The organism is Saccharothrix deserti, from assembly GCF_009769385.1.
Taxonomy (GTDB): Bacteria; Actinomycetota; Actinomycetes; order Mycobacteriales; family Pseudonocardiaceae; genus Actinosynnema; species Actinosynnema deserti.
This window is the reverse complement of the sequence record NZ_VKAB01000001.1, coordinates 41,806-67,180: the sequence shown is the minus strand read 5'-3', so window position 1 is coordinate 67,180 and position 25,375 is coordinate 41,806. Positions and strand designations below refer to the sequence as shown.

Sequence of the window (25,375 nt, the reverse complement as noted above, 5' to 3'; positions counted from 1 at the left end):
TCGGTCTCGGAACCGGCCCCGGTCGGGGGAACGGGGTCGGTTCCGCTTCGGGCTCGGATCGGGTCGGGCGGCGCTGGTGGGGGCTTTTCTCAGGGGGAGGCGCGTCGCCCGACCGGGAGCGGGGGCGGCGCCCCGCTCGTCCGGGGGACTAACCGACGTTGCGCAGGTGCTTGCGGTGTTGGCCGGAGGGGTCGTCGCCGACCACGGTCAGGCACAGTTGCGCGCCCAGGTACGCCCGGCACGGCGCGGGCAGGCGGCGGCTCCACCAGCGGGTGCGGCACGTCGGGCAGCGGCCGTGTTCGTCCGGGGTGTGCTCGTCCAGCAGCGCCTTGACCGCGGCGACCACGCGGGGCAGCTCGCAGCGGGCCAGTTCGACCGCCGTCTCGTCGTCACCGGTCGACGCCAGGCGGACCAGCGTGGTCAGGTGCTCGTGCAGGGACCTGTCGAGCTGGCTGAAGACGGTCACGGACACCTTCGGCGCTCCTTCCCGGGTTGGGTGGTGCTGGACGCAGCCTGCGACCGCGACCGGCCGTCTGCAAGTTGCACTACACGAATGGATGACGTCCCTTTGCTCCTTCAGTGGTCGGCCACAGACTGGGCCGTGCGCCGGGTGATGGCGTCGCCGATGGGAGGTGTGCGGATGTCACGGGGCAGCAGCCCGACGCTGCGCAAGCGCCGGCTGGTCAGCGAGCTGCGCAGGCTGCGGGAAGCGGCCGATCTCACCATCGAGGAGGTCGGCGAGCGGCTGGAGTGCTCGGCGTCCAAGATCAGCCGGATCGAAACGGGACGGGTCGGCGTGACGCCGCGTGACGTCCGGGACATGCTCGCCGCGTACGGCGCGGACCGGGCGACGCTGGACGAACTCGTGCAGCTGGCCCGTGAGGCGCGGCGCAAGGCGTGGTGGGACGAGTTCGGGGACATCGCGCCCGGCCGTTACGTCGGGTTCGAGGCCGATGCCGAGTCGGTGCGCACCTACCAGGGGCTCATGGTGCCGGGCCTGCTCCAGTGCGAGGCGTACACCAGGGCGTTGATCCGCGACGTGCTGCCCGACGCGGCGCCGGCCGAGGTGGACCGGCGGGTCGAGCTGCGCAAGGCGCGCCAGGCGTTACTGGTGGACGACGAACCGCTGCGGCTGCACGTGGTCGTCGACGAAGCCGCCCTGCGTCGGTTGATCGGAGGCCGGGAGGTGATGGCGGAGCAGCTGTGGCGACTCCACGAAGTCGAAAAGCTGCCGAATGTCACTCTCCAGGTGGCCTCTTTCGAGGCCGGCGGTCACGCTGCGATGGATGGCCCGTTCGTGATCCTGACGTTTCCGGAGCAGCTGGATCCGGACGTGGTATACATCGAAAGCACGAGAAGCGACGTCTATTTGGAGCAGTCGTCGGACGTCGCCAGGTATTCCGACATGTTCGCGCGGCTCTGCGCGGAAGCGCTCGACCCGGCCGCGTCGTTCGCGCTGATCGGGCGGGTGGCGCGCGAGCTGGCTTGAAAATCGAGGTGAACTGCCATGAAACGGGAGTGGCGCAAGAGCACGTGGTCGTCCGCGGGCGGTCCGGAGTGCGTGGAAATCGCGCTCGACCCCATCGGGGCCGGTGTGCGGGATTCGAAGAACCGGACCGGCGGTGAGTTGGACTTCGGTTTCACGCAGTGGGCCCGATTCGTCGGAACCGCGAAGAACGGCGCACTCGACTCGCGATAAAGCGGTGTCGGACTGCCGGTGACACCGGCGATCTTCCACGGTCAGGGGCGTGCCTCAGGGGCGCGCCCCTGACTTGTAACCCCCTACCCGTACGACCAAGGTCTGGTACCCCGTCAGCCTCCGGTCCGATGTGCCGGCGGCGTGGTTGCGGTGGACTCCCCTTAGCCTGCACTCCGGTGCTCATCATGATCCACAGGGGGATGAACCATGGCCTTGCTGACCGACGCCCTGGAAGGGCTCGCCGGTCTGCCCCAACCCGCCGTGCTCGCGGTGACGGGCGCGTTGACGTTGGCGGAGTGCACGCTGGGCGTGGGCTTCATCGCACCGGGGGAGAGCGCGCTGCTGCTGGCCGCCACCACGGTCACCACCGTGCCCCGGTTCCTGGTGATGTGGCTGGTCGTGTCGGTGTGCGCGGTGGCGGGCGACAGCATCGGCTACTTCCTGGGCCGCAAGTACGGCGACCGGCTGCGTGACAGCAAGGTGGTGCGCAAGCTCGGCCAGGAGCACTGGGACAAGGCGGGCGCGCTGCTGCGCAGGCGTGGCGCGTGGGCGGTGTTCTTCGCCCGGTTCATGCCGGTGGTGCGGACCCTGGTGCCGGCGTCGGCGGGCGCCTCGAAGCTGGAGTACCGCCGGTTCCTGCCCGCGTCGATCGCGGGTGCGGTGAGCTGGTCGGCGTTGCACATCGGCATCGGCTCGGCCGCCGGCGCGTCGGCGAAGTACATCGAGTCCGTGTTCAACGGTGTGATGTGGGTCCTGATGGCCGTCGCGATCGTGATCGGCGTCATCGTGGCGCTCCGCCGCCGGCGCAAGGGCGCCAAGGACACCAAGGCGGTCGAGCCGAGCGAGCTCGAAGAGGTCGCCTGACCGCCCGGCTCGCGCGTCCCGAGCGTTGAACCCGCCCTACCCGAGCGTTCGACTCGCGGTACCCGAACGTTCGACTCACGCGAGAGTCGAACGTTCAGGTACCGAGAGTCGAACGTTCGGGAGCTGCGAGTTCTACGTTCGGAACGCCCTGCGGACATGGGTCGAAGGGGCCGTGACCGGGGGTTCGGATCCCGGTCACGGCCCCTTCCACTGGGGGAGGGCAATGGAGGTGGGCCATCCCCTACCGGATGGCCCTCTCCGGTGGAGAAGGGGACGAGGGCGGGCCGGCGTTCCGCCGCCGCGGGCTGGATGCCCCTTGCACGCCGGCCTGCCCTCGTCGTTCAGGGAGAGCAGCGGATGTTCCGCTGTCTGGTCCAACCTGCCTCACCGGGGTTCGCCCTGTGTGGTTGATCGGACACGCTTAGCGTAAGAATGCGGCTACAGGACGACTGGAGCCGGACTGAAGTGATCTCCTAGGCTCCTTCGTGGGTTCAACCTTTCGGCGAAGGATCGGTCGGTGGAAGACGGCGGCGGGGAGCGCTTGCGGTTCGAGGTGCTCGGCCTTCTCCGGGCGGTGCGCGGCGGCGGGGAGGTCGACCTCGGCGCCGCCAAGCAGCGTGCCGTGCTGGCGGTGCTGCTGCTGGCCCGCAACACGCCGGTCAGCCGTGACCAGATCATCGAGGCGGTGTGGGGCGACAACACGCCCAGCAGCGCGGTCAACCTCGTGCAGACCTACGTGGCCGGCCTGCGTCGCTCGCTGGAGCCCCGGCGCGCCCGGCGTGCCCCGGCCGAGCTGCTGACCTCCGTCGGCGACGGCTACCTGCTGCGCGTCGACCCGAGCGCGGTCGACCTGGACGTGTTCGAACGCGGCGTGGCGACCGCGGCCCGGCTGCGGTCGACCGGTGACCTGGAAGCGGCGGCGGCGACCCTGGACGAGGCCCTCGGCCTGTGGCGCGGTGAACCGCTGGGCGGTGTCTCGGGCCTGTTCGCCGAGGTCGAGCGCGGCCGGCTGGTCGAACGCAGGCTCGCGGTGCTGGAGGAACGCGCCGAGCTGCTGCTGCTGATCGGACGCGGCGCCGAGCTGGTGCCGTCCCTGACCACGCTGGTCGGCGAACAGCCCTTGCGCGAACGCGGCCACGGCCTGCTGATGCGCGCGCTGTGCCAGGCGGGACGGCAGGCCGAGGCGTTGGGCGTCTACCGCGAGGCACGCCGGGTGCTGATCGAGGAGCTGGGCGTCGAGCCCGGCCCGGAGCTGCGCAAACTCCAGCAGGCCGTGCTGGCGGGGGAGAACCCCGAGCCCGAACGGCCCACCCGGCCGATGGCGCTGCGCACGGCCGGGGACACGTCACCCGCCATCACACCCGCGCAGCTGCCGCGCGCCTCGGCGTCCCTGATAGGGCGCGACGAGGAGCTGAAGCGGCTGGACGGCCTGCTGGCCGCGTACCCGGAGGGCGGGCTGGTCCTCGTCGTCACCGGCCCCGCCGGTGTCGGCAAGACCGCGCTGGCCCTGCACTGGGCGCAACGCGTGCGGGAGGACTTCCCGGACGGCCAGATGTACGTCGACCTGCACGGCTACGACCCGAACCAGGAGCCGCTGGGCGCGGGCGAGGTGCTGAGCCGGTTCCTGCGCGCGCTGGGCGTGCCGTCACCGGACATCCCGGTGACCGTGGAGGAGCGCTCGGCGCTGTTCCGGACCCTCATCGCGGACCGGCGCATGGTCGTGATGCTGGACAACGCCCGCGGCTCGACCGAACTGCTGCCGCTGCTGCCCGGCCCGCCGTCGTGCGTCGTGGTGACGTCCCGCCGGCGGTTGGTGGGCCTGGTCGCGCACGCCGAGGCGCGGCTGGTCGAGCTGGACATGCTGGACCTCGACGCGTCGGTGGCCGTGGTGGGCCGGGTCGCCGGGCGGGACGGGACGGAGGCCGCCGCGCTGCGCCGGCTGGCCGTGCTGTGCGACGGGCTGCCGCTGGCGCTGCGGATCGCGGCGGCCCGGCTGGCGGTCGCGCCGACGTTGCGGGTGGCGGAACTGGTGGCCGAGCTGGACGACGAGCACGGCCGGCTGGCGGCGCTGGGCCTGGAGGACGAGGACTCGACGGTGCGTGCCGCGCTGGACGCCTCACGCCGGGCGCTGTCGCCGCTGCCCGCGCGGCTGCTGGCGTTGCTTGGCCTGCACCCCGGCCCGGACGTGACGGCGTTCGTGGTGGCCGCGATGGCACGGGTGCGGGTCGGCGAGGCGCAGCGCGCGCTGGACGCGTTGACGGCGGCGAACCTGCTGTCGGTCAACGAGCCCGGCCGGTACGGGGCGCACGACCTGGTGCGGGTCTACATGCGGACGTTGGCCGCCGAGCTGCCGCCGGAGCTGCGGCACGAGGCGACCAGCCGGATGCTCGACTACTACCTGCACTGCGCGGACCTGGCCGACGGAAGGCTGCCGGTGGGGCGCGGCAGCGTGCGGGTGGCGCCCGAGCACGTGCCGGTCGAGGTGCCGAAGCTGTCCGGTTCGGCCGACGCGATCGCCTGGCTGGACGCCGAGCAGGGCAACATCATCGCCGCCGCCGAGTTGGCCGCCGCCCAGGGCGCCGACCCGCAACGGCTGGTGCACGCCTGGCAGCTGCCGTACACGCTGTCGCGGTTCCTCTGGATGCGGGCGGACCGGACGACGTGGCTGCGGACGACCGAGGCCGCGCTGGAGGCGGCCATGACGCTGGGCGATCCCGAGGCGAAGTTCGTGATGCTGTTCAACCTGGGCATCGCGCTGGCCCAGTTCCAGCGGATGGACGAGTCGCTGGCCCGGCACCGGCAGGCGTTGGAGGTGGCACGCGCGTCGGGTGACCTGAACGCGCAGGCCAGAGCGCTGACGACGGTCGCGGACATGCTGGCGTTCCTCGGTCGGGCCGACGAGGCGGAGGCGCTGTACCGGGAGGCGCTGGAGGTCAGCCGGGCGGCCGGGGCGCGGTGGGCCGAGGCGAACGCCCACCACAACCTCGGGTTGCTGCACCTGTCGTCGCGGCGGTACGACGACGCCAAGTCGTGGCTGCGGGCGGCGGTGACCATGTACCGGGAGGTCGGCGAGCAGTGCGGCGAGTCGACCTGCCACACCGACCTCGCGATGGTGCTGCTGGAGTCGGGCGAGGAGGCGGAGGCCGTGACGTCGGCGCGCACGGCGTTGTCGGTCGCCTCGGCCGCGGCGAGCCCGTACCACCAGGCGGTGGCGCACGACCGGCTGGCCACGGTGTTCGACCGGCAGGGCATGGCCGGCGCGGTGGCGCACTGGCAGCGGGCGTTGGCGCTGTTCACCGAGCTGAACGCGCCGGAGGCGGACCAGGTGCGGGAACGCCTGGCCCGCGCCCGCGCGACGACGACCGTCTGACACCACCCCTGTGTGGACGCTCCACTCAGGCCGTTCCACGTCCTCTTATGCACACCTGAGGGATCCCTTACCCCCCGTCCGCCATCCCTTACGGCGGCCGGTAAGGGGACCGGCGCCGCAAGCCACGTGAACGACCGATGCCCGCCTCAGCGCCTCAGGACGAATCTTCGTGTCACCAGAGAGAAGCGAACGACACGAGGAGCAAGTCATGGAATGGACGCCCGAAGCCCTGAAGGCGGAGATCGACTACCGGCAGGCCGCGCTGCGCGCGGACGCGACGCAGTACCGCGTCGGCCGGGTGTCCGCCCCGGCCAGGCCGTCGTGGTGGCGGCGGCTGGGTCACCGCCCCGGCCCGGACGTGCCCAAGGGAGCATATGGTCTCCGCGACGCCGCCTGAGGTGTGACAGCATGCCTGGTGTGGCACGCCTTGGTTCCGGAATCCCCTTGGTGGCGCGTAGCCGGGAGATGACCAGGCTGCGCGCCGCCCTGGACGAAGCCGCCCGCGGCAAGGCGGGCGCGATCCTGCTCGCCGGTGACGCGGGCGTCGGCAAGACCCGGCTGGTGGACGAGCTGTCCGCGGTGGCCGGCGACGCGCTCGTGCTCACCGGCCGCTGCCTGGACGTCGGCGAGACCGGCATCCCCTACCTGCCCTTCACCGAGGCGCTGGGGCAGGTGCGGGAGGCCGGTCTGCTCGACGTGAACGCCCGGCCCGCGCTCGGCCTGCTGCTGCCCGAACTGGCGCTGCCCACCGGCCACGACGGCAGCCCGGCCGTCTCCGGCCTCCCGTCGCACCTGGTCGGCCGCCGTCCCGAGCAGGACGTCGGCCAGCTCCAGCTGTTCGACGCGGTGCACGGGCTGCTCGGCGACCTGGCCGACCGGCGGCCGGTGCTGCTGGTGCTGGAAGACCTGCACTGGGCCGACGCCTCCACCCGCTACCTGCTGTCGTTCCTGCTGTCCCGGCTGCGCGCGCAGCGGCTGCTGGTGATCGGCAGCTACCGCTCCGACGACCTGCACCGCAGCCACCCGCTGCGACCGCTGCTCAACGAGCTGGTCCGGCTGCCCGCCGTGCAGCGGCTCGACCTGACCCCGCTGAGCGCGATCGACGCGCGCTCGTTCGTCGCCGCGCTGGCCGACGACCTGGCCGACGACGTGGTGCTGGAGGTCGCCGAGCGCTCGGACGGCAACCCGTTCTTCGCCGAGGAGCTGATCGCCGTCGCCGCCTGCGGTGACCGCGAGGTGCCGTGGACGCTCGCCGAGGTGCTGCTGGCCCGCATCGAACGCCTCTCCCCGGACGCCCAGCGCGTGGTGCGGGTCGCGTCGGTCGGCGGCCGGTCGGTGCGCCACGACCTGCTGCGCGACGTGGCCGGCATGGACGATTTCGTGCTGGACGGCGCGCTGCGCGAGGCCGTGCAGCACCACGTGCTGCTGGTCGACCGCGACGAGATCTACATGTTCCGGCACGCGCTGCTGCGCGAGACCGTCTACAACGACCTGCTGCCCGGCGAACGCGTGCGGCTGCACGCCGCGTACGCCGACCGGCTCGCCTCGTCCGGCGACCGGGGCGCCGCCGCCGCGCTGGCCCACCACAGCCTGGAATCGCACGACCTGGTGCGCGCGCTGCGCGCGTCGGTCGACGCGGCGCAGGAGGCGCAGGCGGCGGGCGCGCCGGCCGAGTCGTTGCGGCACCTGGAGCAGGCGCAGAAGCTGTGGCACGCGGTGCCCGCCGACGAGCGTCCGCCCGGCCTGACCGAGCTGACGCTGCTGCGCCGCGCGTCGTGGGCGGCGGGCACGGCCGGTCAACCGGAGCGCGCCATCGCGTTCGCCCGCACCGGCACCACGGTGGTGGACGAGTCGGACCCCGAGGGCGCGGCCGAGATGTGGCGGCGCTTCGCGCAGGCGCTGCAGGTGCTCGACGGCACCGACGACGAGAAGTACCACGCGGTGGAGGAGGCGTGGCGGCTGGTCCGGGACCGGCCCGCGAGCCCCGCCCGCGCGTGGGTGCTGGCGGTCTGGGCGGCGGCGCTGCGGGGCGACCGCAAGTACCCGGAGGCCCGGGAGCGCGCCGAGATGGCGGTGGCGGACGGCCGGGCGGCGGGCGCGGACTCGGCGGTCGCGGACGCGTTGACCACGTTGGGTCTGCTGGACGAGCCGTCCGGCGAGGTGTCGCGGGCACGTGAGCACCTGCGGGAGTCGGTGGCGTGCGCGATGGAGGCGGACGCGGTCAGCACCGAGCTGCGCGCCCGGTACTTCCTCGGCATCCACCACTACGACCTCGGTGAGCTGGACGAGGCCGGGCGGGTGTTCGACGAGGGCGTGGCGCGGGCCAAGGCGACCGGGCTGACGTGGAGTTCGTTCGGCCTGGAGCTGCGCATCCTCCAGGCGCTGACCAAGTACTACCGGGGCGAGTGGGAAGGCGCGGCGACCGCGGCCGAACCGCCCGGCCTGCGGGTGTCGAGCACGGTGTCCGCGCGGCTGGCCGCGGCGGGCACGCACGTGGCGGTCAGCCGGGGCGAGTTCGAGCAGGCCGAGCGGATGATCCGCGAACTGCGCGCGGACTGGCACCGCGACCTCCAGATCGCGTTGATCACCGGCGGCACGGGCGCGGAGCTGGCGTTGTGGCGCGGTCAGCCGGAGCTGGCGGTGGACCGGGTCGCGGACGCGATCAGCTGGTCCCGCAAGGAGGGCGAGTGGGTGCTGGCCGGCATCCGGCTGGCCGGGCTCGGCGTCGCGGGGCACGTGGAGATCGCGGCGCGGGCACGTCGGCGGCGGGACCGGGCGGTCGAGGAGGAAGCCGTGCGGTCCGGCCGCGAGCTGGCCGAGTACGCGCGCACGACGGCCGAGATGGGCATGCCGCGCACCGGGTCGTTGGGTCCGGAGGGGCGGGCGTGGCTGGCGCGGGTCGAGGCCGAGGAGTCGCGGCTGACCGGGCCGGGCGATCCGGAGCTGTGGCGGCGCGCGGTCGACGGTTTCGGCTTCGGGTCGGTGTTCGAGCAGGCCGTGTGCCGGTGGCGGCTGGCCGAGGCGCTGCTGGCCGCGGACCGGCGCGAGGAGGCGGCGGAGGAGCTGCGGCCGGCCAGCGCGGTGGCCGACGAGCTGGGCGCGGCGCCGTTGCGCGAGGCGTTGGACCTGGTCGCCCGGCGGGCACGGGTGGCGTTGCGCGATGTCGGGCCGCGTGACCGGGTCGACCCGTTCACGCCGCGCGAGCGGTCGGTGCTGGAGCTGGTCGCGCTGGGGCGCACCAACCGGCAGGTCGGCGAGGAGCTCTACATCTCGGAGAAGACGGTCAGCGTGCACCTGAGCCGGATCATGTCCAAGCTCGGCGCGAGCCGGCGGGCCGAGGCCGTGGCCAACGCGTTCGACCGGGGACTGCTCGACCTCCCCGAGTAACCCGAACGCAGAACTCACCCCACCTGAACGTTCGACTCTCGGTACCCGGGTGTTCGACTCTCGCGAGAGTCGAACATTCGGGCACCGAGAGTCCCACGTTCAGGTGCCCCGAATTCAACGTTCGCGACGGGCGGGCGGGGGCGTCAGACCGCAGGACTAGGGAAGGTCATCCCGCCGGTTGACCCCTGGTTCCGCCGTCGAGGTGACGACCGGTTACCCGCGTTCCCCATAGCTTTTCGGCGTCCGCAAGACCCGAAGGAATGAGGGAGCATGTCCGCACTGGTGTCCGACGTCGGGACCCGCACCGCTGTAGCCGCCGCGAACCTGGTGAAGGTGTACGGCAAGGGCGACACCGCCGTCCGGGCGCTGGACGGGGTCAGCGTCGCCTTCACGGCGGGGAGGTTCACCGCCATCATGGGCCCGTCCGGGTCCGGCAAGTCCACCCTGATGCACTGCCTGGCCGGGTTGGACAACGTCGACGGCGGCAACGTGCACGTCGGCGGCACCGAGATCACCTCGCTCGCCGACAAGGAGCTGACCAAGCTCCGCCGCGACCGGGTCGGGTTCGTCTTCCAGGCGTTCAACCTGCTGCCCACGCTCACCGCCGAGGCGAACATCCTGCTCGGCCTGGAGCTGGCCGGCCGCAAGCCCGACCGCGAGTGGTTCGACACCATCGTGGACGTGCTCGGCCTGCGCGACCGCCTCAAGCACAAGCCGACCGAGCTGTCCGGCGGCCAGCAGCAGCGCGTCGCCTGCGCCCGCGCCCTGGTCGCCCGGCCCGACGTGGTGTTCGCCGACGAGCCCACCGGCAACCTGGACTCGCGCTCCGGCGCCGAGGTGCTGGACTTCCTGCGCATGTCCGTGCGCAAGCTCGGCCAGACGGTGATCATGGTGACGCACGACCCGGTCGCCGCGTCCTACGCCGACCGCGTGGTGCTGTTGGCCGACGGCCACCTGGCCGGCGAGATCGACAACCCGACCGCCGACTCCGTGCTGTCCGCCCTCAAGCACCTGGGGGCGTGACCTGATGCTGCGCACGATCATCGCGGGCCTCAAGGCCCGCACCGCGCGGCTCGTGCTGTCCTCGGTGGCGATCGCCCTCGGCGTCGCCTTCGTGACCGGCACACTGGTGCTCGGCGACGGCATGAGCGAGAGCCTGCGCGACGAGTTCGCCAAGGGCGCGCGCAACGTCGACGCTTCCGTCACGCTGGACCGCTCGTCCTCCTCCTCGTCCTCCGACTCGTCCGACGGACCCACGGGGATCTCCCCGGAGATGTTGGCGAAGATCCGGCAGACGCCGGGCGTGGCGGGCGCGGACCCGCGCGACTTCCAGCAGGTGCCGCTGCTCGCGTCCAACGGCAAGGCGAAGCCCGCGATGGCTGTTCCCTTGGCGAGCAACGAGAAACTGCGCGAGTTCGACGTCGTGGACGGGCGCTACCCGACCGCGGCCGACGAGATCGCCGTCGACAAGCGCACCGCCACCACCGCCAAGCTGACCATCGGCCAACCGGTCGTGTTGCTGGGCAAGGACGACAAGCGGCTCACGTTCACCCTCGTCGGCACCTACCAGCAGGGCACGAACTCGGTCTCGCTGTCCGGCGGCGACCACATCGGACTGACGCCCGAAGCGTTCCAGGCGCTCCAACCGGACCAGCTGCCGTACGAGGTCGTCGCCACCGCCGCGCCCGGCGTCACCCAACAGCAGCTCGTGGACAACATCCGCAACGCCGTCGGCGCCGGGTTCCAGGTGCAGACCGGTGAGGAGGTGACCCGGCAGACGATGGCGCAGGTCAGCTCCCAGGCCGGCGAGTTCACCACGGTGCTGCTGGCGTTCGCGCTCATCGCGCTCGTGGTCGCGGCCATGGTCATCTACAACACGTTCACCATCCTGGTCGCCCAGCGCACCCGCGAGCTGGCCCTGATGCGGTGCGTCGGCGCGAGCCGCGGCCAGGTGTTCCGCGGCGTGCTGGCCGAGGCGCTGGTGATGGGCCTGACCGCGTCGGTGATCGGCCTGTTCGGCGGTATCGGGGTGTCCGCGCTGCTGCAACGGGTGATCTTCTCGTTCGACGGCGGCGAGGGCGTGGTCCGCCTGCCGGTGTCCGGGACGACGGTGCTCGCCGCGTTCGCGGTCGGCACGCTGGTCACCGTGCTCGCCGCCGTGCTGCCCGCCCGCAAGGCGACCCGGGTCGCGCCGGTGGCCGCGCTGCGCAGCCAGCCGGACAGCGGTGAGGAAGTCGCCCGCACGGGTGTGCTGCGCGTGCTGACCGCCGTGCTGTTCGGGGTGATCGGCGTCGGCGCGATCGTCTTCGGCATGGGCATCGACGACGAGGAAACGGCGATGGTCGTCAGCGGCGCCGGCACGATGGCACTGCTGGCGATGGTGCTCGTGCTCGGCCCGCTGCTGGTCGGCCCGGTCAACCGGGTGCTCGGCGCGCTGCCCCGGGCGTTGTTCGGCGTGCCCGCCAAGCTCGCCTCCGCCAACGCAGGCCGCAACCCCAAGCGCACCGCCGCGACCACCGCCGCGTTGATGATCGGCGTGACCATCGTGGCGCTGGTGACCGTGGTCGCCAACAGCGCCAAGGAGACCGCCAACGCCGAGATCGACCAGCGCATGCCCGCCGACTACACGGTGTCCTCCGTGGTCTACGACCGGCCGCTGCCCAAGGAACTGGCCGCGCAACTGGCCGCCGTGCCGGAGGTGGCGAAGGTCGCCCCGACCACGGTGGTCTACGGGGAGCGCGCGTACTTCACCGGCATCCCGCGTGACGCGATCGGCGACCTGTTCCGGCCGACCGTCACCAGCGGCTCGCTCGCGGACCTCGGTGACGGCACGGTCGCGGTGAACGCGGAGTACGCCAAGCGGCAGAACGTGTCGGTCGGCTCGACGGTGGAGGTGGCACCGCAGGAAGGGACGCCGCAGCGGCTGAAGGTCGTCGCGGTCGTCGAGGGGCAGCGGCTGTCCGACGGCATCATGACGCTGGAGACGTCGTTGCGGTTCCCGCAGGCCGTCGAGGGCTACGACAGCATCCTGGTGAAGCTGAAGGACGGTGTCGCGAACGGGCGTGCGGCGGTGGAGAAGGTCACCGACCCCTCGCCGCTGGCCGTGCTCGACAGCGCGGCGGAGACCAAGGAACAGCTGAACCAGCAGCTCAACCAGGTGCTGGCGTTCATCTGGGCGCTGATCGGGTTGGCCGTGGTGATCGCGTTGTTCGGCATCGCCAACACGTTGACGCTGTCGGTGCTGGAGCGGACGCGCGAGTCGGCGCTGCTCCGTGCGCTCGGCCTGACCCGTGGTCAGCTGCGGCTGATGCTGGTGGTCGAGTCGGTGCTGATGGCGATGATGGGCGCGGCGCTCGGGTTGCTGCTGGGCGTCGGCTTCGGCTGGGTGATCACGCAGGCGCTGTCCACGGACACCATGGCGGTCGACCTGGTCGTCCCGTTCGGGCAGATCGGCGTGATGCTGGCGGGCGCTGTCGCGGCGGCCGTCCTGGCCGCGGCGCTGCCCGCCCGGCGCGCCGCCCGGACCTCGGTCGTCGCGGGGATGGCCGAGGCGTGAAAGGACCCGGTGGCCCGTTCTTCTTCGGGGGAGGAACGGGCCACCGGGTCCCCTGATCCACGTCGAGGGCGTCGAGCGGTCTTTGGACCGGCTCGGCGCCCTCTTCGCGTCGCCGGGTCGGTTCAAGGCCGGAGGTTCGATCGGGTGCGACGTGGGTCACAGAATTTCTGACGGCCGCGCGTCACATCCGGTGCGGAAAGCCCTCTAACAGGGGGCGGGGTGGCCCGGGCGAGGGCCGGGCCACCCTGTCTCAGCGCCACTCGCGCACGTCCCGTCGCCGGACTCACGGACTGTCGCCGGACGTCACGGCTTGTGCGCAAAAGCGCTTCAGAATGTTGCGGAACGGTGTCGACCGGTCGACGGCGGGTTGACAGCGGGCGTTGTCAGTCACAACTGTGAGAGCGCTCTCATGACGTCGGGTCGAACCCGGCGAGTGCGTCGAGGAGGACGGATGAGCAGGACTCTGGTCGGCCGGACGACGGCGATCACCGCGGTGGCGATGGCGGCCACCCTGGTGGCCGCGTGTGGTGGGGGAGGTGACGCGGGTGACGGCGGCAAGGTGAAGCTGTCGATCGGGGTCTTCTCCGACTTCGGCTACACCGACCTGATCAAGGAGTACCAGGCGTCCCACCCGAACATCGAGATCGAGCAGCGCACGGTCAAGATGGAGCAGCACCACACGCAGCTCGCGACCCAACTCGCGGGCGGCCGGGGCGCCGCCGACATCGTGGCGATCGAGGAAGGCAACATCGCGCAGTTCCGCCAGTCCAAGGACAAGTTCGTCAACCTCGCGGACCACGGCGCCAAGGACCTCGAAAGCCAGTGGGCCGCCTGGAAGTGGAACCAGGGCACCACCGACGGCGGGGACTTCGTGCTCGGCCTCGGCACCGACATGGGCAGCCTCGCGCTCTGCTACCGCCGCGACCTGTTCCAGGCCGCCGGCCTGCCCACCGACCGCGAGGAGGTCGGCAAGCTGTGGCCGACCTGGGACGAGTACCTCGAGGTCGCCGACACCTTCACCCGGAAGACGCCGAACGTGAAGTTCGCCGACACCGCCCAGAACGTCTACAAGGCGATCCTCGACCAGACCGAGGAGGGCTACTTCGCCAAGTCCGACGACTCGTTCATCGCGGACAGGAACGACAAGGTCAAGGAAGCCTTCACGCTCGCCGCGAGCCTCGGCGAGAAGAAGCAGACCAGCGCGCTGGCCCCGTTCAGCCAGGACTGGAACGTCGCCCTCAAGCAGGCGTCCTTCGCCACCACCACCTGCCCCGCCTGGGCGCTCGCGCTGATCAAGGCCGGTGCCGGCGACGAGGCCGCGGGCAAGTGGGACGTGGCCGCCGCACCCGGTGGCGGCGGCAACTGGGGCGGTTCGTTCCTGGCCGTGCCCAAGCAGGGCAAGCACCCCAAGGAGGCCTACGAGCTGGCCCGGTGGCTGACCGCGCCCGAGCAGCAGAAGCGGATCTTCAAGGAGACCGGCAACCTGCCCAGCGAGCCCGCCGCGTACAAGGACCCCGAGGTCACCGCGACGACCAACGAGTACTTCAACTCCGCGCCGGTCGGTCGGATCTTCGGCGACTCGGCGGAGAACCTGAAGCCCACCTACCGCGGCACCAAGGACTCCAAGGTCACCCCGGTCTTCAACAACGCCCTGTCGCGCGTCGAGAGCGGTAAGCAGTCCACATCGGACGCTTTCGACCAGGCCCTCCGGGAAGCGCGGGACGCGGCCAAGTGACGGTCGCACCGGAGCGGACGACGGCGGGACGGGGCACGCAGCCCGTCCCGCCGTCGGCGGAGCGCCTGTCGTGGCGGGACAAGCTCGGTCGATTGGACACGAAGTACACGCCGTATCTGATCATCGCGCCGTTCTTCGTGGTGTTCGGCGTCTTCGGGCTCTACCCGCTGCTGTTCACCGCCTGGGTGTCGCTGCACGAGTGGCAGCTCATCGACGGCGACCAGGGCTTCACCGGCCTGGACAACTACACCGAGCTGCTGTCCGACAAGAACTTCTGGAACGCCCTGGGCAACACGGTCAGCCTGTTCCTGCTGTCCACCGTCCCGCAGCTGTTCGCCGCGCTCGGCCTGGCCGCCCTGCTGGACCGCGGCCTGCGCGGCCGGGCGTTCTGGCGGGCGGGCGTGCTGCTGCCCAACGTCATCTCGGTGGCCGCGGTGGCGCTGGTGTTCGCGCAGCTGTTCGGCCGCGATTTCGGCGTCGTCAACGCCCTGCTCGGCGTGGTCGGCATCGACCCGGTCGACTGGCGCGCCGAGACGTGGGCCTCCCACCTGGCGATCAGCTCGATGGTCATGTGGCGGTGGACCGGCTACAACGCGCTGATCTACCTGGCCGCGATGCAGTCGGTGCCCAAGGACATGTGCGAGTCGGCGATGCTGGACGGCGCTTCGCGCTGGCGGGTGTTCTGGTCGATCACCGTGCCCAGCATCCGGCCGACGATCCTGTTCACCGTCATCGTGTCGACGATCGGCGGTATGCAGCTGTTCGTGGAGCCGCAGCTGTTCGACCCGGGCGGCACGGCCACCGGCACCGGCGGTGACGACCGGCAGTTCCAGACCCTGGTGATGTACCTGTACGAGAAGGGTTTCCGGCTGTTCGACGCCGGCTACTCGTCGGCCATCGCGTGGGTGCTGTTCCTGTTGATCCTCGTGGTCGCGGTCGTGAACTTCACGGTGGCGCGGCGCATCGCGTCGAAGGGGTGAGGCGCGTGCTCACGTCGAAACGAGCGTCGAAACGGCTGATGCACGCCGGGCCGCTCGCCTACGCGGTGCTGGTGGTGATCCTGCTCGCCTCGGTGTTCCCGCTGTACTACTCGTTCCTGATCGCCAGCAAGGACAACTCGGCGTTGGGCGACGCGGTGCCGTCGCTGGTGCCGGGCGGGAACCTGATCGACAACCTGACCAGGGTGTTCGACACCGTCGACTTCTGGCTCGCCATGCAGAACTCGCTGGTGGTCGCGGGCACGGTGGCGTTGAGCAACGTCGTGCTGGGCACGCTGGCCGGGTTCGCGTTCGCCCGGCTGCGGTTCCGCGGTGGCAACTCGCTGTTCCTGATCGTGGTCGGCACGTCGATGGTGCCCACGCAGCTGGGCGTCATCCCGCTGTACATGCTGATGTCCGACCTCGACTGGTACGGCACGCTGCAGGCGGTGATCGTGCCCGCGTTGATCGGCGCGTTCTCGGTGTTCTGGATGCGGCAGGCGTGCGAGGAGTCCGTGCCGTACGAGCTGATCGAGGCGGCACGGGTGGACGGCTGCTCGGTGCTGCGCACGTTCTGGCACGTGGCGTTCCCGGCCGTGCGACCGCAGGCGGCGGTGATGGGCATGTTCACGTTCATGACCGCGTGGAACGACTTCTTCTGGCCGCTGATCGTGCTGGACCCCAACGACAGCCCCACGGTGCAGGTGGCGTTGTCGACGTTGGCCAGCGGTTACTACACGGACTACTCGCTCATGCTCTCCGGCGCGTCGCTCGCGGTGCTGCCGGTGGTGGGGATCTTCATCCTGCTGGCACGGCAGATCGTCGGCGGGATCATGCAGGGCGCTGTGAAGGGGTGACTTCGCTATGACGACAACCGACCCGGACACCGAGGTCGGGCGGGACCTGCTGCGCTTCCCGCCGGATTTCCTGTGGGGAGCGGCGACGGCGTCCTTCCAGATCGAGGGTGCGACCACTGTGGACGGTCGCGGACCGTCCATTTGGGACACGTTCGCGGCGAAACCGGGGGCCGTGCTCGGCGGCGACACCGGCGACCCGGCGTGCGAGCACTACCACCGCTACCCCGACGACGTCGGCCTGATGGCGGAGCTGGGGTTGGGCGCGTACCGGTTCTCGCTGGCGTGGCCGCGGATCCAGCCGCTCGGCGCGGGCCGCGTGGAACCCAGGGGACTGGCGTTCTACGACCGGTTGGTGGACGAGCTGCTGGGTCGCGGCATCCAGCCGGTGGCCACGCTGTACCACTGGGACCTCCCGCAGGCGCTGGAGGACAACGGCGGGTGGCGCAACCGCGATACCGCGTACCGGTTCGCCGAGTACGCGGCGTTGGCGCACGAGCACCTGGCCGACCGGGTGCAGCTGTGGACCACGTTGAACGAGCCGTGGTGCTCGGCGTTCCTCGGGTACGCCAACGGCATCCACGCGCCGGGGGTGGTCGACCCGAAGGCGTCGCTGGAGGCCGCGCACCACCTCATGCTCGGGCACGGCCTGGCGGTGCAGGCGATGCGCGCGCAGGCGCCTGCCGACCACCGGTTCTCCATCGTGCTGAACTTCTGCTCGATCTGGGTGGACGACGACGCGTCGCTGGACGCGGCCCGCAAGGTCGACGGTCTGCAGAACCGGCTCTTCCTCGACCCGCTGGGCGGCCGCGGCTACCCGCAGGACGTCATCGAGGACACCGCGTGGCTGGGCGACTGGACGTCGGTGGTGCGGGACGGCGACCTCGACGTGATCGCCACGCCGATCGACTGGATGGGCGTGAACTACTACAGCCCGACCCGTGTCGCGGTCGCCGCCGATCCGTCGGTGGTGACCGGCGGGCCGTTCCCGGGCCTGCGGGGCGTGGAGTTCCTGCCGGCGCGCGGTGAGGTCACCGGGTTCGGCTGGGAGGTCGACGCACGGGGGCTGACCGAGCTGCTGGAACGGCTCCAGCGCGATGTCGGCCTGCCGTTGGTGATCACCGAGAACGGCTCGGCGTTCCCCGACGTGGTGGAGGACGGGGAGGTGGTGGACGAGGCGCGGACCAGGTACCTGGTCGACCACCTGCGCGCGGTGCACAAGGCCATCGCGGCGGGGGTCGACGTGCGCGGGTACTTCGCGTGGTCGCTGCTGGACAACTTCGAGTGGGCGGCGGGGTACAGCCAGCGGTTCGGCATCGTGCACGTGGACTACGACACGCAGGTGCGGACGGTGAAGCGCAGCGGTCGGACGCTGGCGAAGGTGATCGGCGCCAACGCCGTTCCCGCCCGCGGCTACGACGTGACGTGACCGGTGGCGGTCGGGGGCACGGTCCGCCCCCGACCGCCGCGCACCCGTCAGCCGACCTTGGAGCCGTACACCTTGTCGACCGTCATCGTGATCAACACCCGCCGATCGGACACCATGACCGACCGGTACTCGTCCCAGTCGGGGTGCTCGCCTGCGGCGACGCGGTAGTAGTCCACCAGCGCCTGGACCTCGGGGCCGTTCGGGTCGGTTCCCGGCCCGACGAGCGTGGCCACGCCTTCGACGGTGGCCCACTCCCAGCCGTTCGCGCTGGTCACCTCCAGCGTGGCCCGCGGGTCCCGGCGCAGGTTCGCGACCTTGGCGGTCCCCTCGGTCGTCGACACGCGGATGACGCCGGCGTCCCGGTCGAAGGCGGGCATGACCGGTGAGAGCTGCGGGCGGCCGTCGGACTTGATCGTCGCGAGCACGCCGATCCGGCTTCGCGCGAGTAACGCGTACGGGTCGAAGAGAGTGTCGGTCATGTCGGCGACAACCTGTGAGGGGACGCACCGTATTCCGCTGCCGAAGCGCTTCTGGGCGGAGCCGACGTTCACGCACGGCGTAGGCCGGTCGTGCCGACCCCCGACAGCCCATGTCCGGTCACCTGCTCGTCGACCACCGCCATCAGGTCGGTCGGATCGTCGACGCGGGCCTCCAGCCAGTCCAGCCACTCCCGCGTGTCCGACCACCCGGTGGGAGCCTCGTACTTGGACCACCGCCGCGCTGTCTCCACCACGAACCGCAGGCTTTCGCCTGCGAGCGCCCGCTCACCGGCCGCCGCCGGCACGAGCACGCAGTCTTCGAGTTCCACGACCCCCGCGGGCAGCCGTCCCTGCCGGGCTCCGACCGCGGCCGCCCGGTACGCGTGCACGATCTCCGCCAGATCGGGCCACCGCCGCAGCGGCAGCGTGCTCCGCTCTTCGAGACGGACCGCCGCCGCGCGGAACTCCAGCTCGTGCCGGTCGACGTCGATCTCGTCCCGGCCCTGGACGGTCGGGTGCAGGTGATGCGCCAACGACAGCGAGATCACCGGGAACTCCCGCGCCAGCGAGTGCACGTGCGCGGTAGGGCTGTACCGCTCGGCCGATACGGTCCGTTCCAGGGAGATCCCCTGCAGCACGGGCCCGATCCGGCGCAGCAGCCGCAACGGCCGCCACACCGAGAACTCCGGGAACAGCGCCGCCCAGTCGGCGGTGATCCGGCGCGCCCGTTGATCCTTGAGTTTCGCCACGACGCCGTGGTCGTGGGACGCCGCTACGCGGACTCGCGGCGGACCAACACCGTCGGCAGCACCTCTCGCCGCGCCCGGATCGTCTCGCCGCGCAGGAGCCGGAGCAGGTGGGTCACCATGTGCCGCACCTGCGCGCTCGTGTCCTGCTGCACGCTGGTCAACGGCGGCGACGTGTGCGGCGCGATCATCGGGTGGTTGTCGAACCCGACCACGGCGACGTCCTCCGGCACCCGCTTGCCCGCCTCGCGCAACGCGTCCAGCACGCCCGCCGCCATGTGGTCGGACGCCACGAACGCCGCGTCGAGGTCCGGCACCCTGGCGAGCAGCTTCTCCATCGCCCGCTTCCCGCCGTCACGGGAGAAGCCGCCGTCCTCGGTCAGCAACGCCGTCATCTCGTCGTCCGCGCCGACCGCCGTCCGCCACCCGGACAGCCGGTCCATCGCCGAGTGCTCGTCCAACGGCCCGGTGATCGACACGATCCTCTTGCGCCCCAACGAGATCAGGTGCTCGGTGCCGAGCAGCCCGCCGCCCTCGTTGTCGTGGTCCACCAGGTGCAGCCCGCGCAGCGAACCCCACGGCCGCCCCGCGTACACCACCGGCAGCGGCAGCTTGCGGGCGATCGTCGGCAGTTGATCGCCCTTGTGCGGCGCGAACAACATCGCGCCGTCCACGTGCCCGCCGGCCAGGAACCGCTCGGCCCGCGCCTGGTCCTGCGGGGAGTGCACCAGCATCAGCACCATCTGCACGTCCGCGTCGGCCAGCGACCGGGCCGCCGAACGGATCAGCCAGGCGAAGTGCGGATCGTCGAAGATCTTCGGCTCGGGCTCGGAGAACAACACCGCAACCGCGCCGGACCGCTTCGTCACGAGCGCCCGCGCGGCCTGGTTCGGCTGGTAACCCAGCTCCAGCACCGCCGCCGTCACCGCTTCGTGGGCCTCCGGGCTCACCCTCGGTGACGCGTTGAGCACCCGTGACGCCGTCGCACGGGAAACGCCGGCCTTCGCCGCTACGTCCTCCAGCGTGGGCCGTGCGCCTGGGTGCGACTGAACGGACACGAGCACCACTCCTCGACGATCGCCATACGAGACCCAGCTTAGCCGGAGGCAATCTGTCGGGGAGCGCTCCCAACCCGACCGGGGACAGCGATCCGCGGACCACCGGGAGTGATCGAGACCCGCAGCAACCCGTCCTCCCGGCGCACCGAGGTCGGCAGTCCGGCGCGGGCCGCGGTGCGCACCAGACCGGTCTCGGCGGGCAGGCACCAGCCGACCAGTTCGCGGTGTCCGCCCGCCCGTGCCGCGCCGGCCAGCGCGCCGAGCAGCGCGGTGCCCACGCCACGACCCTGCCAGCCGTCCTCGACCAGCAACGACACCTCGGCGCTGTCCGGAGTGGACATCGGGATGAGCTGACCCATCGCCACCACGCGGTCCGCGCACTGGGCGACCACGGTGGTCCCGCGCGGCGGGCTGAGCAGCCGGTGCAGCCAACGCCTCGGCACGGTCCGCATACCCGAGTGGTAGCGGTTGAACAGGGTGCCCATCGAGCACCGGGAGTGCAGCTCGGCCACCGCCTCCTCGTCGCCCGCGCGTCCCGGCCGCAGGACCACCGCCATGCCGTCGTCGGTCAGCAGCGCGGTCGGCTGCGGCGTCGCCACGCCCTCGTCGGACAGCAGGTCGATCAACGCCTGCCCGCGGGCCAGCTCGACCTGCGTGAACGGCGCCCAGCCGCGGCGCGCGAGAACGACCATCCCGTCCCGCGTCACGAGCCGGGAGGTATTGGATCGCGCCGCCTCCGGCGTCGCGGGCGAGGTCGCGTCGTCCGACAGGTCCGACGCGTTGGGCACGACCGACGCGTCCGGCTCGATCACCACCGAGTCGGCGGCCAGTACGGCGCGCAGGGCGTCGCACACGGCGCCTGGGTCGCGCATGGCGTGCCCGGCTGCGCGCAGTGCGGCGGTCGGCCCGTCCACCAGGTCGCGCATGTCGGCGGCCGTGATGCCCACGCACCGGCCGCCCTCGGCGCGCACCGCGTCCACCAGGTCCGCGGGCAGCAGGCCGGGCGCGGCGCGCACCACCAGCTCGTCGATGACGCCGTCCGGCACCGGGATCACGGACAGCGCGAGCACGTTGCAGTCCTGCGCCGCGAGCCGGATGGTCACCCGGGCCAGGGCGCCGGGACTGTCGTCCAGCTCGACGCGCAGTCTCCAGGTCTTCGGTGTGGTGTCCATACGCCCAGGCTGCTCGCCCGACGTTGCCACGCGGGGACGCGAGGGTTTCGGCTCGGTTGAACGGCCCGGTCGTTCCGGGGCGCTCAGTCGTTGCAGTACGGCGGCGGGAACAGGTTGAGCGGGCTGCACGGCCACTCGGTGCTCCGCACGGACGTGGTCGTGGCGGCGGTCGGCGGCACCTCGGTGGTCGGCGGCGGCGGAGGCGGCGGGGCGGACGTCTTCGTCGACGACGTGGTGGACTTCGTCGTCGTGGTCGTGCTCGCCGGCGCGGACACCGCCTCGGTGGTGGAGCTGCTCGGCGGTGGGGTGGAGCTGCTGGTCGACGGCCGATCGGTGATCCACGTCGAGGCCGGCGTATCGGCCTGTTGCTCGTCCTTCACCCCGTCGAGGTACACCCCGATGAGGACACCCGTCAGGGCCGAGGCCGCGATGGCCAGACCGCACGTGGCCCACAGCACCCGCACAGCAAGCCTCCTAACAGAACGCACTTGTCGCGCAACGGTGAGCGGCTGAACAGTACCGCCTCCGGGCCGTTCTCAATCGGCCCAGTGCACCTCGACCGAGTCGGCCATTCGGTCCACCTCTCGGAGCACGGCTTTCCGTGTCGTCACGGACAACGAGCGGAACGGTTCGACGGTGACGGTCAGCTTGCCGCCCTTGCGTTCCTGAGACCAGACCCCGGCCATCAATCCGTTCACCACGAGTACCGGAGAAAGCCATCCCTGCGGCCTGTACACCCGGTCAGGCGTCCCTCCGTCGAGAAGTTGCGGTGCATGTCGGGTGGCCGCGATGACGTATTGGTCGAACGCCGGCAAAAGGCGAACCGTTTTCACGGATTTGGCCGCGCGCAAATCGGCGACGTCCTCCGCCCGCGCCCAATAAGTCTCGCCCTCGACGTCCAGGGGCTCGATCCGATCGCCCAACGCCTTGAACGCGCGCCCGCCGTCGGCCGGGCTCACACCCCACCAGCGCGCGAAGTCCTCCCTGGTCGCCGGCCCCTGCTGGGCCAGGAACCGCAGCGCGATCTCCTCCACCGCGCCCCCCGGCACGCCGAGATCGACCCCGAGCCACGTGTCCGGCCTGGTGAACCGCACGAACTGCCCCTCACCGGGCCCGAACACCAGCCCGCCCCGGAACGCCGCCGGCTTGAGGTACGCGCCCCAGCTCTCCCGCAGCTTCTCGCCGATGTGCGCGGACGTGCGCGCGGCGACCTCGCCGGCCAGCTCCGCGCGGGTCAGCACACGGTCTTCCAGCACCTCGCCCACGGCGTCCATGAGCGTGGTCAGCTCCTCGGCGGTGATGTGGAAGTTCCGCAGCCACACCGGCTTGAGGTAGTGCCGGTAGGTGGCGAACCCGGCCTGCCACAGCGGGTACTCGGCGGCGGGCAGCAGGTGCAGGGTGCCGCGCATCGCCCACGTCTTGACCAGCGTGCGGTCGGTCCACAAGGCCCGTTCGACGGCGTCGTCGGCGAGCCCGTCGACCCGCGCGCGCAACGTCGCCCCGGCCGACGACATCAGCTGCGCGTGCAGCCCGCACAGCTCCGACACCACGTCGAGGGCGTCACCGGCGGGTCGTCGCACGTCCAGGCTGTGCTTGCGGGTGCGCCAGGCCGCGACCTGCCGCCAGGTCACGCTCACTCGCGGTCCCCTCGCCGCTCCACCGCCGCCAGCCTGCGCTCCAACACCGCCGTGCCCAGCACCCGGGCCAGCACCAGGCCGGCCCCGGACAGCCCGGCCACCAGCACCGCCCCGGTCATGTGCCAGGTGGGTGCATCACCCGTGCAGGTGAACACTTCGGTGAACTTCTCCGAGGAGCAGGTCACGTACGGGACGGCGGCCAGCCCGATGCTCGCCGCGGCCACCCCGCCGAGCAGGGCGGACCCGAACGTGCGCATCAGCGGGAACGCGGCGTTGGCCGCGCCGACCGCGGCGATCGCGAACAGCAGCGGCACCGGGTGCGGGAACGGTCCGAACGCGGCGCAGCCCACCATCAGCGCGCACACGATCGCCAGCCCGGCCTGTTCACCCACGCGGCGACCCTAACAACGCCGGCCGCGAAGGCGTCAGAACTTCGTAACCCGATTTCGGCCGCCACCCGGCGTCCGATTCGTCAGAGTTGTCGGGAGAAGACGACTTCGGAAGGCGTGAGATGTCCAAACGGGTAGTGGTGATCGGGGTGGCAGGCGTGCTGGTGGTCGCCCTGGTGGTGGGGCTGTACCTGTTCCAGCCGTGGCGGTTGGTCACCGACCGGACGGCCGACGAGGCGTTGCTGGTGCCGGCGCCGACGACGACGTCGGCCGCCGCGACTCGGACGAAGGAGTCCAGCGCGGTCGCGACCACCACGACATCGGCCGCGCCCACCGGCCCGGTCGCGCTGGCCACCGGGCCGTTCCGCTCGCTCGACTACACCACGACCGGCAACGCCACACTGGTCCGGTTGCCCGACGGCAAGCTCGCCGTCCAGTTCGAGGCGCTCGACACGAGCGACGGGCCGGACCTCTACGTGTACCTGTCGGACAAGCCGTCGGACTCGCCCGAGGCCGCGTTCGACTCCGGTTTCACGAACCTCGGCAAACTCAAGGCGAATCAGGGCAACCAGGTCTACGAGGTGCCCGCCGGGATCGACCTGAAGACGGTCCGCAGCGTCGTGATCTGGTGCGAAAGGTTTTCCGAGGGTTTCGGAGTAGCGCCCCTGGAACAGGGCTGACACACAGCCGAAACATATCGACAATGGTCTAGGCCATATGGGGCCTTTTTGAGGTATTGACGTATCTGGTCTAGACCACATATAGTCATGTGCATAACCAACGTCCCTCGTTGGTGGGCGGGCGGATGCCCCATCGACGAGGAGCCGGCTCACTGGGGTGGGCCACCGTTGGCGGCGGCGCGGTACTTCTCTCTCTCCCACACCGCGCCGCCGCTCACGGCTTTGATCCACGTTGTGATGCACACTGTGAGTGATGCTCACCAGGACCATCGCCATCCACTACGTCACCGCCGCACTGCGCGGTGCCGCGCGCCGAGGTCACGACGTCGCCGAACTCCTCGCGTCGGCAGGTATCAGCGAGGCCCTGCTCGCGGACGAACGCGCCCGCGTCACGCCCGCCCAGTACACCAAGCTCGTCCAGACGCTGTGGGAAGTGCTGGACGACGAGTTCATGGGCCTGGGGCCGCAGCCGAGCAAGCGCGGCACGTTCCCGACGATGTGCCTGCTCGCCGTGCACTGCGCGTCGCTGGAGGACGCCCTGCGGCGCGGGCTCGCATTCTACGCGCTGTTCGACGTGCGGCCGGTGATGACGTTGACCGAGCGGGAGGGCGTCGCGACGTTCACCCTGTCGACGGAGGGTGTGGACGACCCGGACCGGTTCCTGGTGGAGTCGCTGCTGGTGCTGTGGCACCGGTTCTCGTCGTGGCTGATCGGGCGGCGGATCCCGCTGCGCGGGGTCGACCTGGCGTACCCGGAGCCGGCGCACGGCGCGGAGTACCACCTGATCTTCGGCGCGCCGCTGCGGTTCGACGCGCCCGCGACGAGGTTGACGTTCGACGCGCGGTTCCTGCGGATGCCGGTGGTGCAGGACGAGGCCGCGTTACGGCGGTTCCTGCGGAACTCGCCCGCCGAGCTGCTGTCCCGGCGTGATTACGGGGCGGACGCGTCCAGCCAGGTCCGGCGGATGCTCGGCAGCGGTGTGGTGGGTCTGGAGAACGTGGCCGCGCGGCTCGGGGTGAGCGCGCCGACGTTGCGGCGGAAGCTCGCCGCCGAAGGCACGTCGTTCCGCGAGGTGCGGGAACAGTTGCTGCGGGACCAGGCGGTGGCGAGCCTGGTGCGCGGTGGTGAGTCGGTGGAGGAGTTGGCGCTGCGGCTGGGGTTCTCCGAGGCGAGTGCTTTTCACCGGGCGTTCAAGCGGTGGACGGGCAGCAGTCCTGGTACCTACCGGGGTGGACCTGCTAACTGATCGGCGTCGGCTGTCGACCGGGCCGGGAACTGCGGCCGAACGGCCGTGTCCGGCGAATCTCCAACACGGTGGACTGTTATCGCGTAATTTCTCACCC

At 71.3% G+C, this 25,375-nt stretch carries 22 protein-coding genes; 14 read left to right on the top strand and 8 right to left on the bottom strand.

Annotated elements, in window-relative coordinates; translation table 11 throughout:
* Positions 1-148: 148 nt before the first annotated feature.
* Complete coding sequence (locus FM051_RS11740; protein ID WP_158842956.1) at positions 149-472, bottom strand: hypothetical protein; 324 nt, start codon at positions 470-472, stop codon at positions 149-151.
* Between the two features lie 168 nt (positions 473-640).
* Between FM051_RS11740 and FM051_RS11735 the strand changes: the two genes are divergently transcribed.
* From FM051_RS11735 to FM051_RS11680, 12 genes are all read left to right on the top strand, one after another.
* On the top strand, positions 641-1,489 hold the full coding sequence (locus FM051_RS11735) for a helix-turn-helix domain-containing protein (protein ID WP_158842955.1): 849 nt from the start codon (positions 641-643) through the stop codon (positions 1,487-1,489).
* A gap of 18 nt (positions 1,490-1,507) precedes the next feature.
* A complete protein-coding gene (locus tag FM051_RS11730) occupies positions 1,508-1,699 on the top strand; it encodes a DUF397 domain-containing protein (RefSeq protein WP_158842954.1) in 192 nt (63 codons plus the stop codon).
* 207 nt (positions 1,700-1,906) lie between these two features.
* The gene (locus FM051_RS11725; protein WP_158842953.1) at positions 1,907-2,563 is read left to right on the top strand and encodes a DedA family protein; all 657 of its coding nucleotides are present in this window, start codon (positions 1,907-1,909) and stop codon (positions 2,561-2,563) included.
* A gap of 517 nt (positions 2,564-3,080) precedes the next feature.
* Positions 3,081-5,933, top strand: a complete 2,853-nt coding sequence (locus FM051_RS11720) for an AfsR/SARP family transcriptional regulator (RefSeq protein WP_158842952.1) — start codon at positions 3,081-3,083, stop codon at positions 5,931-5,933.
* A 208-nt stretch (positions 5,934-6,141) separates the two neighbouring features.
* On the top strand, positions 6,142-6,330 hold the full coding sequence (locus FM051_RS11715; protein WP_158842951.1) for a hypothetical protein: 189 nt from the start codon (positions 6,142-6,144) through the stop codon (positions 6,328-6,330).
* 11 nt (positions 6,331-6,341) lie between these two features.
* The gene (locus FM051_RS11710; RefSeq protein WP_158842950.1) at positions 6,342-9,320 is read left to right on the top strand and encodes a helix-turn-helix transcriptional regulator; all 2,979 of its coding nucleotides are present in this window, start codon (positions 6,342-6,344) and stop codon (positions 9,318-9,320) included.
* 270 nt (positions 9,321-9,590) lie between these two features.
* On the top strand, positions 9,591-10,343 hold the full coding sequence (locus FM051_RS11705; RefSeq protein WP_158842949.1) for an ABC transporter ATP-binding protein: 753 nt from the start codon (positions 9,591-9,593) through the stop codon (positions 10,341-10,343).
* Between the two features lie 4 nt (positions 10,344-10,347).
* On the top strand, positions 10,348-12,876 hold the full coding sequence (locus FM051_RS11700) for an ABC transporter permease (protein ID WP_158842948.1): 2,529 nt from the start codon (positions 10,348-10,350) through the stop codon (positions 12,874-12,876).
* Between the two features lie 451 nt (positions 12,877-13,327).
* Entirely contained in the window at positions 13,328-14,611 is a 1,284-nt protein-coding gene (locus FM051_RS11695) for an extracellular solute-binding protein (RefSeq protein WP_238412331.1), read from the top strand.
* Positions 14,612-14,676: 65 nt separating this feature from the next.
* Complete coding sequence (locus FM051_RS11690; protein ID WP_238412379.1) at positions 14,677-15,591, top strand: carbohydrate ABC transporter permease; 915 nt, start codon at positions 14,677-14,679, stop codon at positions 15,589-15,591.
* 38 nt (positions 15,592-15,629) lie between these two features.
* Positions 15,630-16,445 (top strand): carbohydrate ABC transporter permease, encoded by an 816-nt coding sequence (locus FM051_RS11685; protein WP_158843454.1) that lies wholly within the window; start codon positions 15,630-15,632, stop codon positions 16,443-16,445.
* A gap of 7 nt (positions 16,446-16,452) precedes the next feature.
* The gene (locus FM051_RS11680) at positions 16,453-17,871 is read left to right on the top strand and encodes a GH1 family beta-glucosidase (protein ID WP_158842946.1); all 1,419 of its coding nucleotides are present in this window, start codon (positions 16,453-16,455) and stop codon (positions 17,869-17,871) included.
* 47 nt (positions 17,872-17,918) lie between these two features.
* Here FM051_RS11680 and FM051_RS11675 read toward each other — a convergent pair whose 3' ends face one another.
* The 7 genes from FM051_RS11675 to FM051_RS11645 form a co-directional block, all read right to left on the bottom strand.
* Positions 17,919-18,350, bottom strand: a complete 432-nt coding sequence (locus FM051_RS11675) for a PPOX class F420-dependent oxidoreductase (RefSeq protein WP_158842945.1) — start codon at positions 18,348-18,350, stop codon at positions 17,919-17,921.
* Between the two features lie 68 nt (positions 18,351-18,418).
* Positions 18,419-19,099 carry a hypothetical protein gene (locus tag FM051_RS11670; RefSeq protein ID WP_158842944.1) on the bottom strand — a complete coding sequence of 227 codons (681 nt, stop codon included), beginning with the start codon at positions 19,097-19,099 and terminating at the stop codon, positions 18,419-18,421.
* 23 nt (positions 19,100-19,122) lie between these two features.
* Positions 19,123-20,154, bottom strand: a complete 1,032-nt coding sequence (locus tag FM051_RS11665) for a LacI family DNA-binding transcriptional regulator (protein ID WP_158842943.1) — start codon at positions 20,152-20,154, stop codon at positions 19,123-19,125.
* 38 nt (positions 20,155-20,192) lie between these two features.
* The gene (locus FM051_RS11660) at positions 20,193-21,326 is read right to left on the bottom strand and encodes a GNAT family N-acetyltransferase (protein ID WP_158842942.1); all 1,134 of its coding nucleotides are present in this window, start codon (positions 21,324-21,326) and stop codon (positions 20,193-20,195) included.
* An 83-nt stretch (positions 21,327-21,409) separates the two neighbouring features.
* Entirely contained in the window at positions 21,410-21,790 is a 381-nt protein-coding gene (locus FM051_RS11655; RefSeq protein WP_158842941.1) for a hypothetical protein, read from the bottom strand.
* 72 nt (positions 21,791-21,862) lie between these two features.
* Complete coding sequence (locus FM051_RS11650; RefSeq protein WP_158842940.1) at positions 21,863-22,963, bottom strand: winged helix DNA-binding domain-containing protein; 1,101 nt, start codon at positions 22,961-22,963, stop codon at positions 21,863-21,865.
* A complete protein-coding gene (locus FM051_RS11645; RefSeq protein WP_158842939.1) occupies positions 22,960-23,355 on the bottom strand; it encodes a hypothetical protein in 396 nt (131 codons plus the stop codon). Before FM051_RS11645 ends, FM051_RS11650 begins: the two co-directional genes overlap by 4 nt.
* Positions 23,356-23,474: 119 nt before the next feature.
* Between FM051_RS11645 and FM051_RS11640 the strand changes: the two genes are divergently transcribed.
* Both FM051_RS11640 and FM051_RS11635 read left to right on the top strand, forming a co-directional pair.
* Complete coding sequence (locus FM051_RS11640) at positions 23,475-24,032, top strand: DM13 domain-containing protein (protein ID WP_158842938.1); 558 nt, start codon at positions 23,475-23,477, stop codon at positions 24,030-24,032.
* Between the two features lie 253 nt (positions 24,033-24,285).
* The gene (locus FM051_RS11635; protein ID WP_158842937.1) at positions 24,286-25,278 is read left to right on the top strand and encodes an AraC family transcriptional regulator; all 993 of its coding nucleotides are present in this window, start codon (positions 24,286-24,288) and stop codon (positions 25,276-25,278) included.
* Positions 25,279-25,375 lie beyond the last annotated feature (97 nt).

Coding starts and splice junctions, on each gene's coding strand:
- FM051_RS11710 (WP_158842950.1), top strand. CDS start 6,342: ATGCCTGGTGTGGCACGCCTTGGTTCCGGAATCCCCTTGGTGGCGCGT.
- FM051_RS11735 (WP_158842955.1), top strand. CDS start 641: ATGTCACGGGGCAGCAGCCCGACGCTGCGCAAGCGCCGGCTGGTCAGC.
- FM051_RS11640 (WP_158842938.1), top strand. CDS start 23,475: ATGTCCAAACGGGTAGTGGTGATCGGGGTGGCAGGCGTGCTGGTGGTC.
- FM051_RS11635 (WP_158842937.1), top strand. CDS start 24,286: ATGCTCACCAGGACCATCGCCATCCACTACGTCACCGCCGCACTGCGC.
- FM051_RS11700 (WP_158842948.1), top strand. CDS start 10,348: ATGCTGCGCACGATCATCGCGGGCCTCAAGGCCCGCACCGCGCGGCTC.
- FM051_RS11680 (WP_158842946.1), top strand. CDS start 16,453: ATGACGACAACCGACCCGGACACCGAGGTCGGGCGGGACCTGCTGCGC.
- FM051_RS11695 (WP_238412331.1), top strand. CDS start 13,328: ATGAGCAGGACTCTGGTCGGCCGGACGACGGCGATCACCGCGGTGGCG.
- FM051_RS11685 (WP_158843454.1), top strand. CDS start 15,630: ATGCACGCCGGGCCGCTCGCCTACGCGGTGCTGGTGGTGATCCTGCTC.
- FM051_RS11675 (WP_158842945.1), bottom strand. CDS start 18,350: ATGACCGACACTCTCTTCGACCCGTACGCGTTACTCGCGCGAAGCCGG.
- FM051_RS11705 (WP_158842949.1), top strand. CDS start 9,591: ATGTCCGCACTGGTGTCCGACGTCGGGACCCGCACCGCTGTAGCCGCC.
- FM051_RS11725 (WP_158842953.1), top strand. CDS start 1,907: ATGGCCTTGCTGACCGACGCCCTGGAAGGGCTCGCCGGTCTGCCCCAA.
- FM051_RS11715 (WP_158842951.1), top strand. CDS start 6,142: ATGGAATGGACGCCCGAAGCCCTGAAGGCGGAGATCGACTACCGGCAG.
- FM051_RS11660 (WP_158842942.1), bottom strand. CDS start 21,326: ATGGACACCACACCGAAGACCTGGAGACTGCGCGTCGAGCTGGACGAC.
- FM051_RS11730 (WP_158842954.1), top strand. CDS start 1,508: ATGAAACGGGAGTGGCGCAAGAGCACGTGGTCGTCCGCGGGCGGTCCG.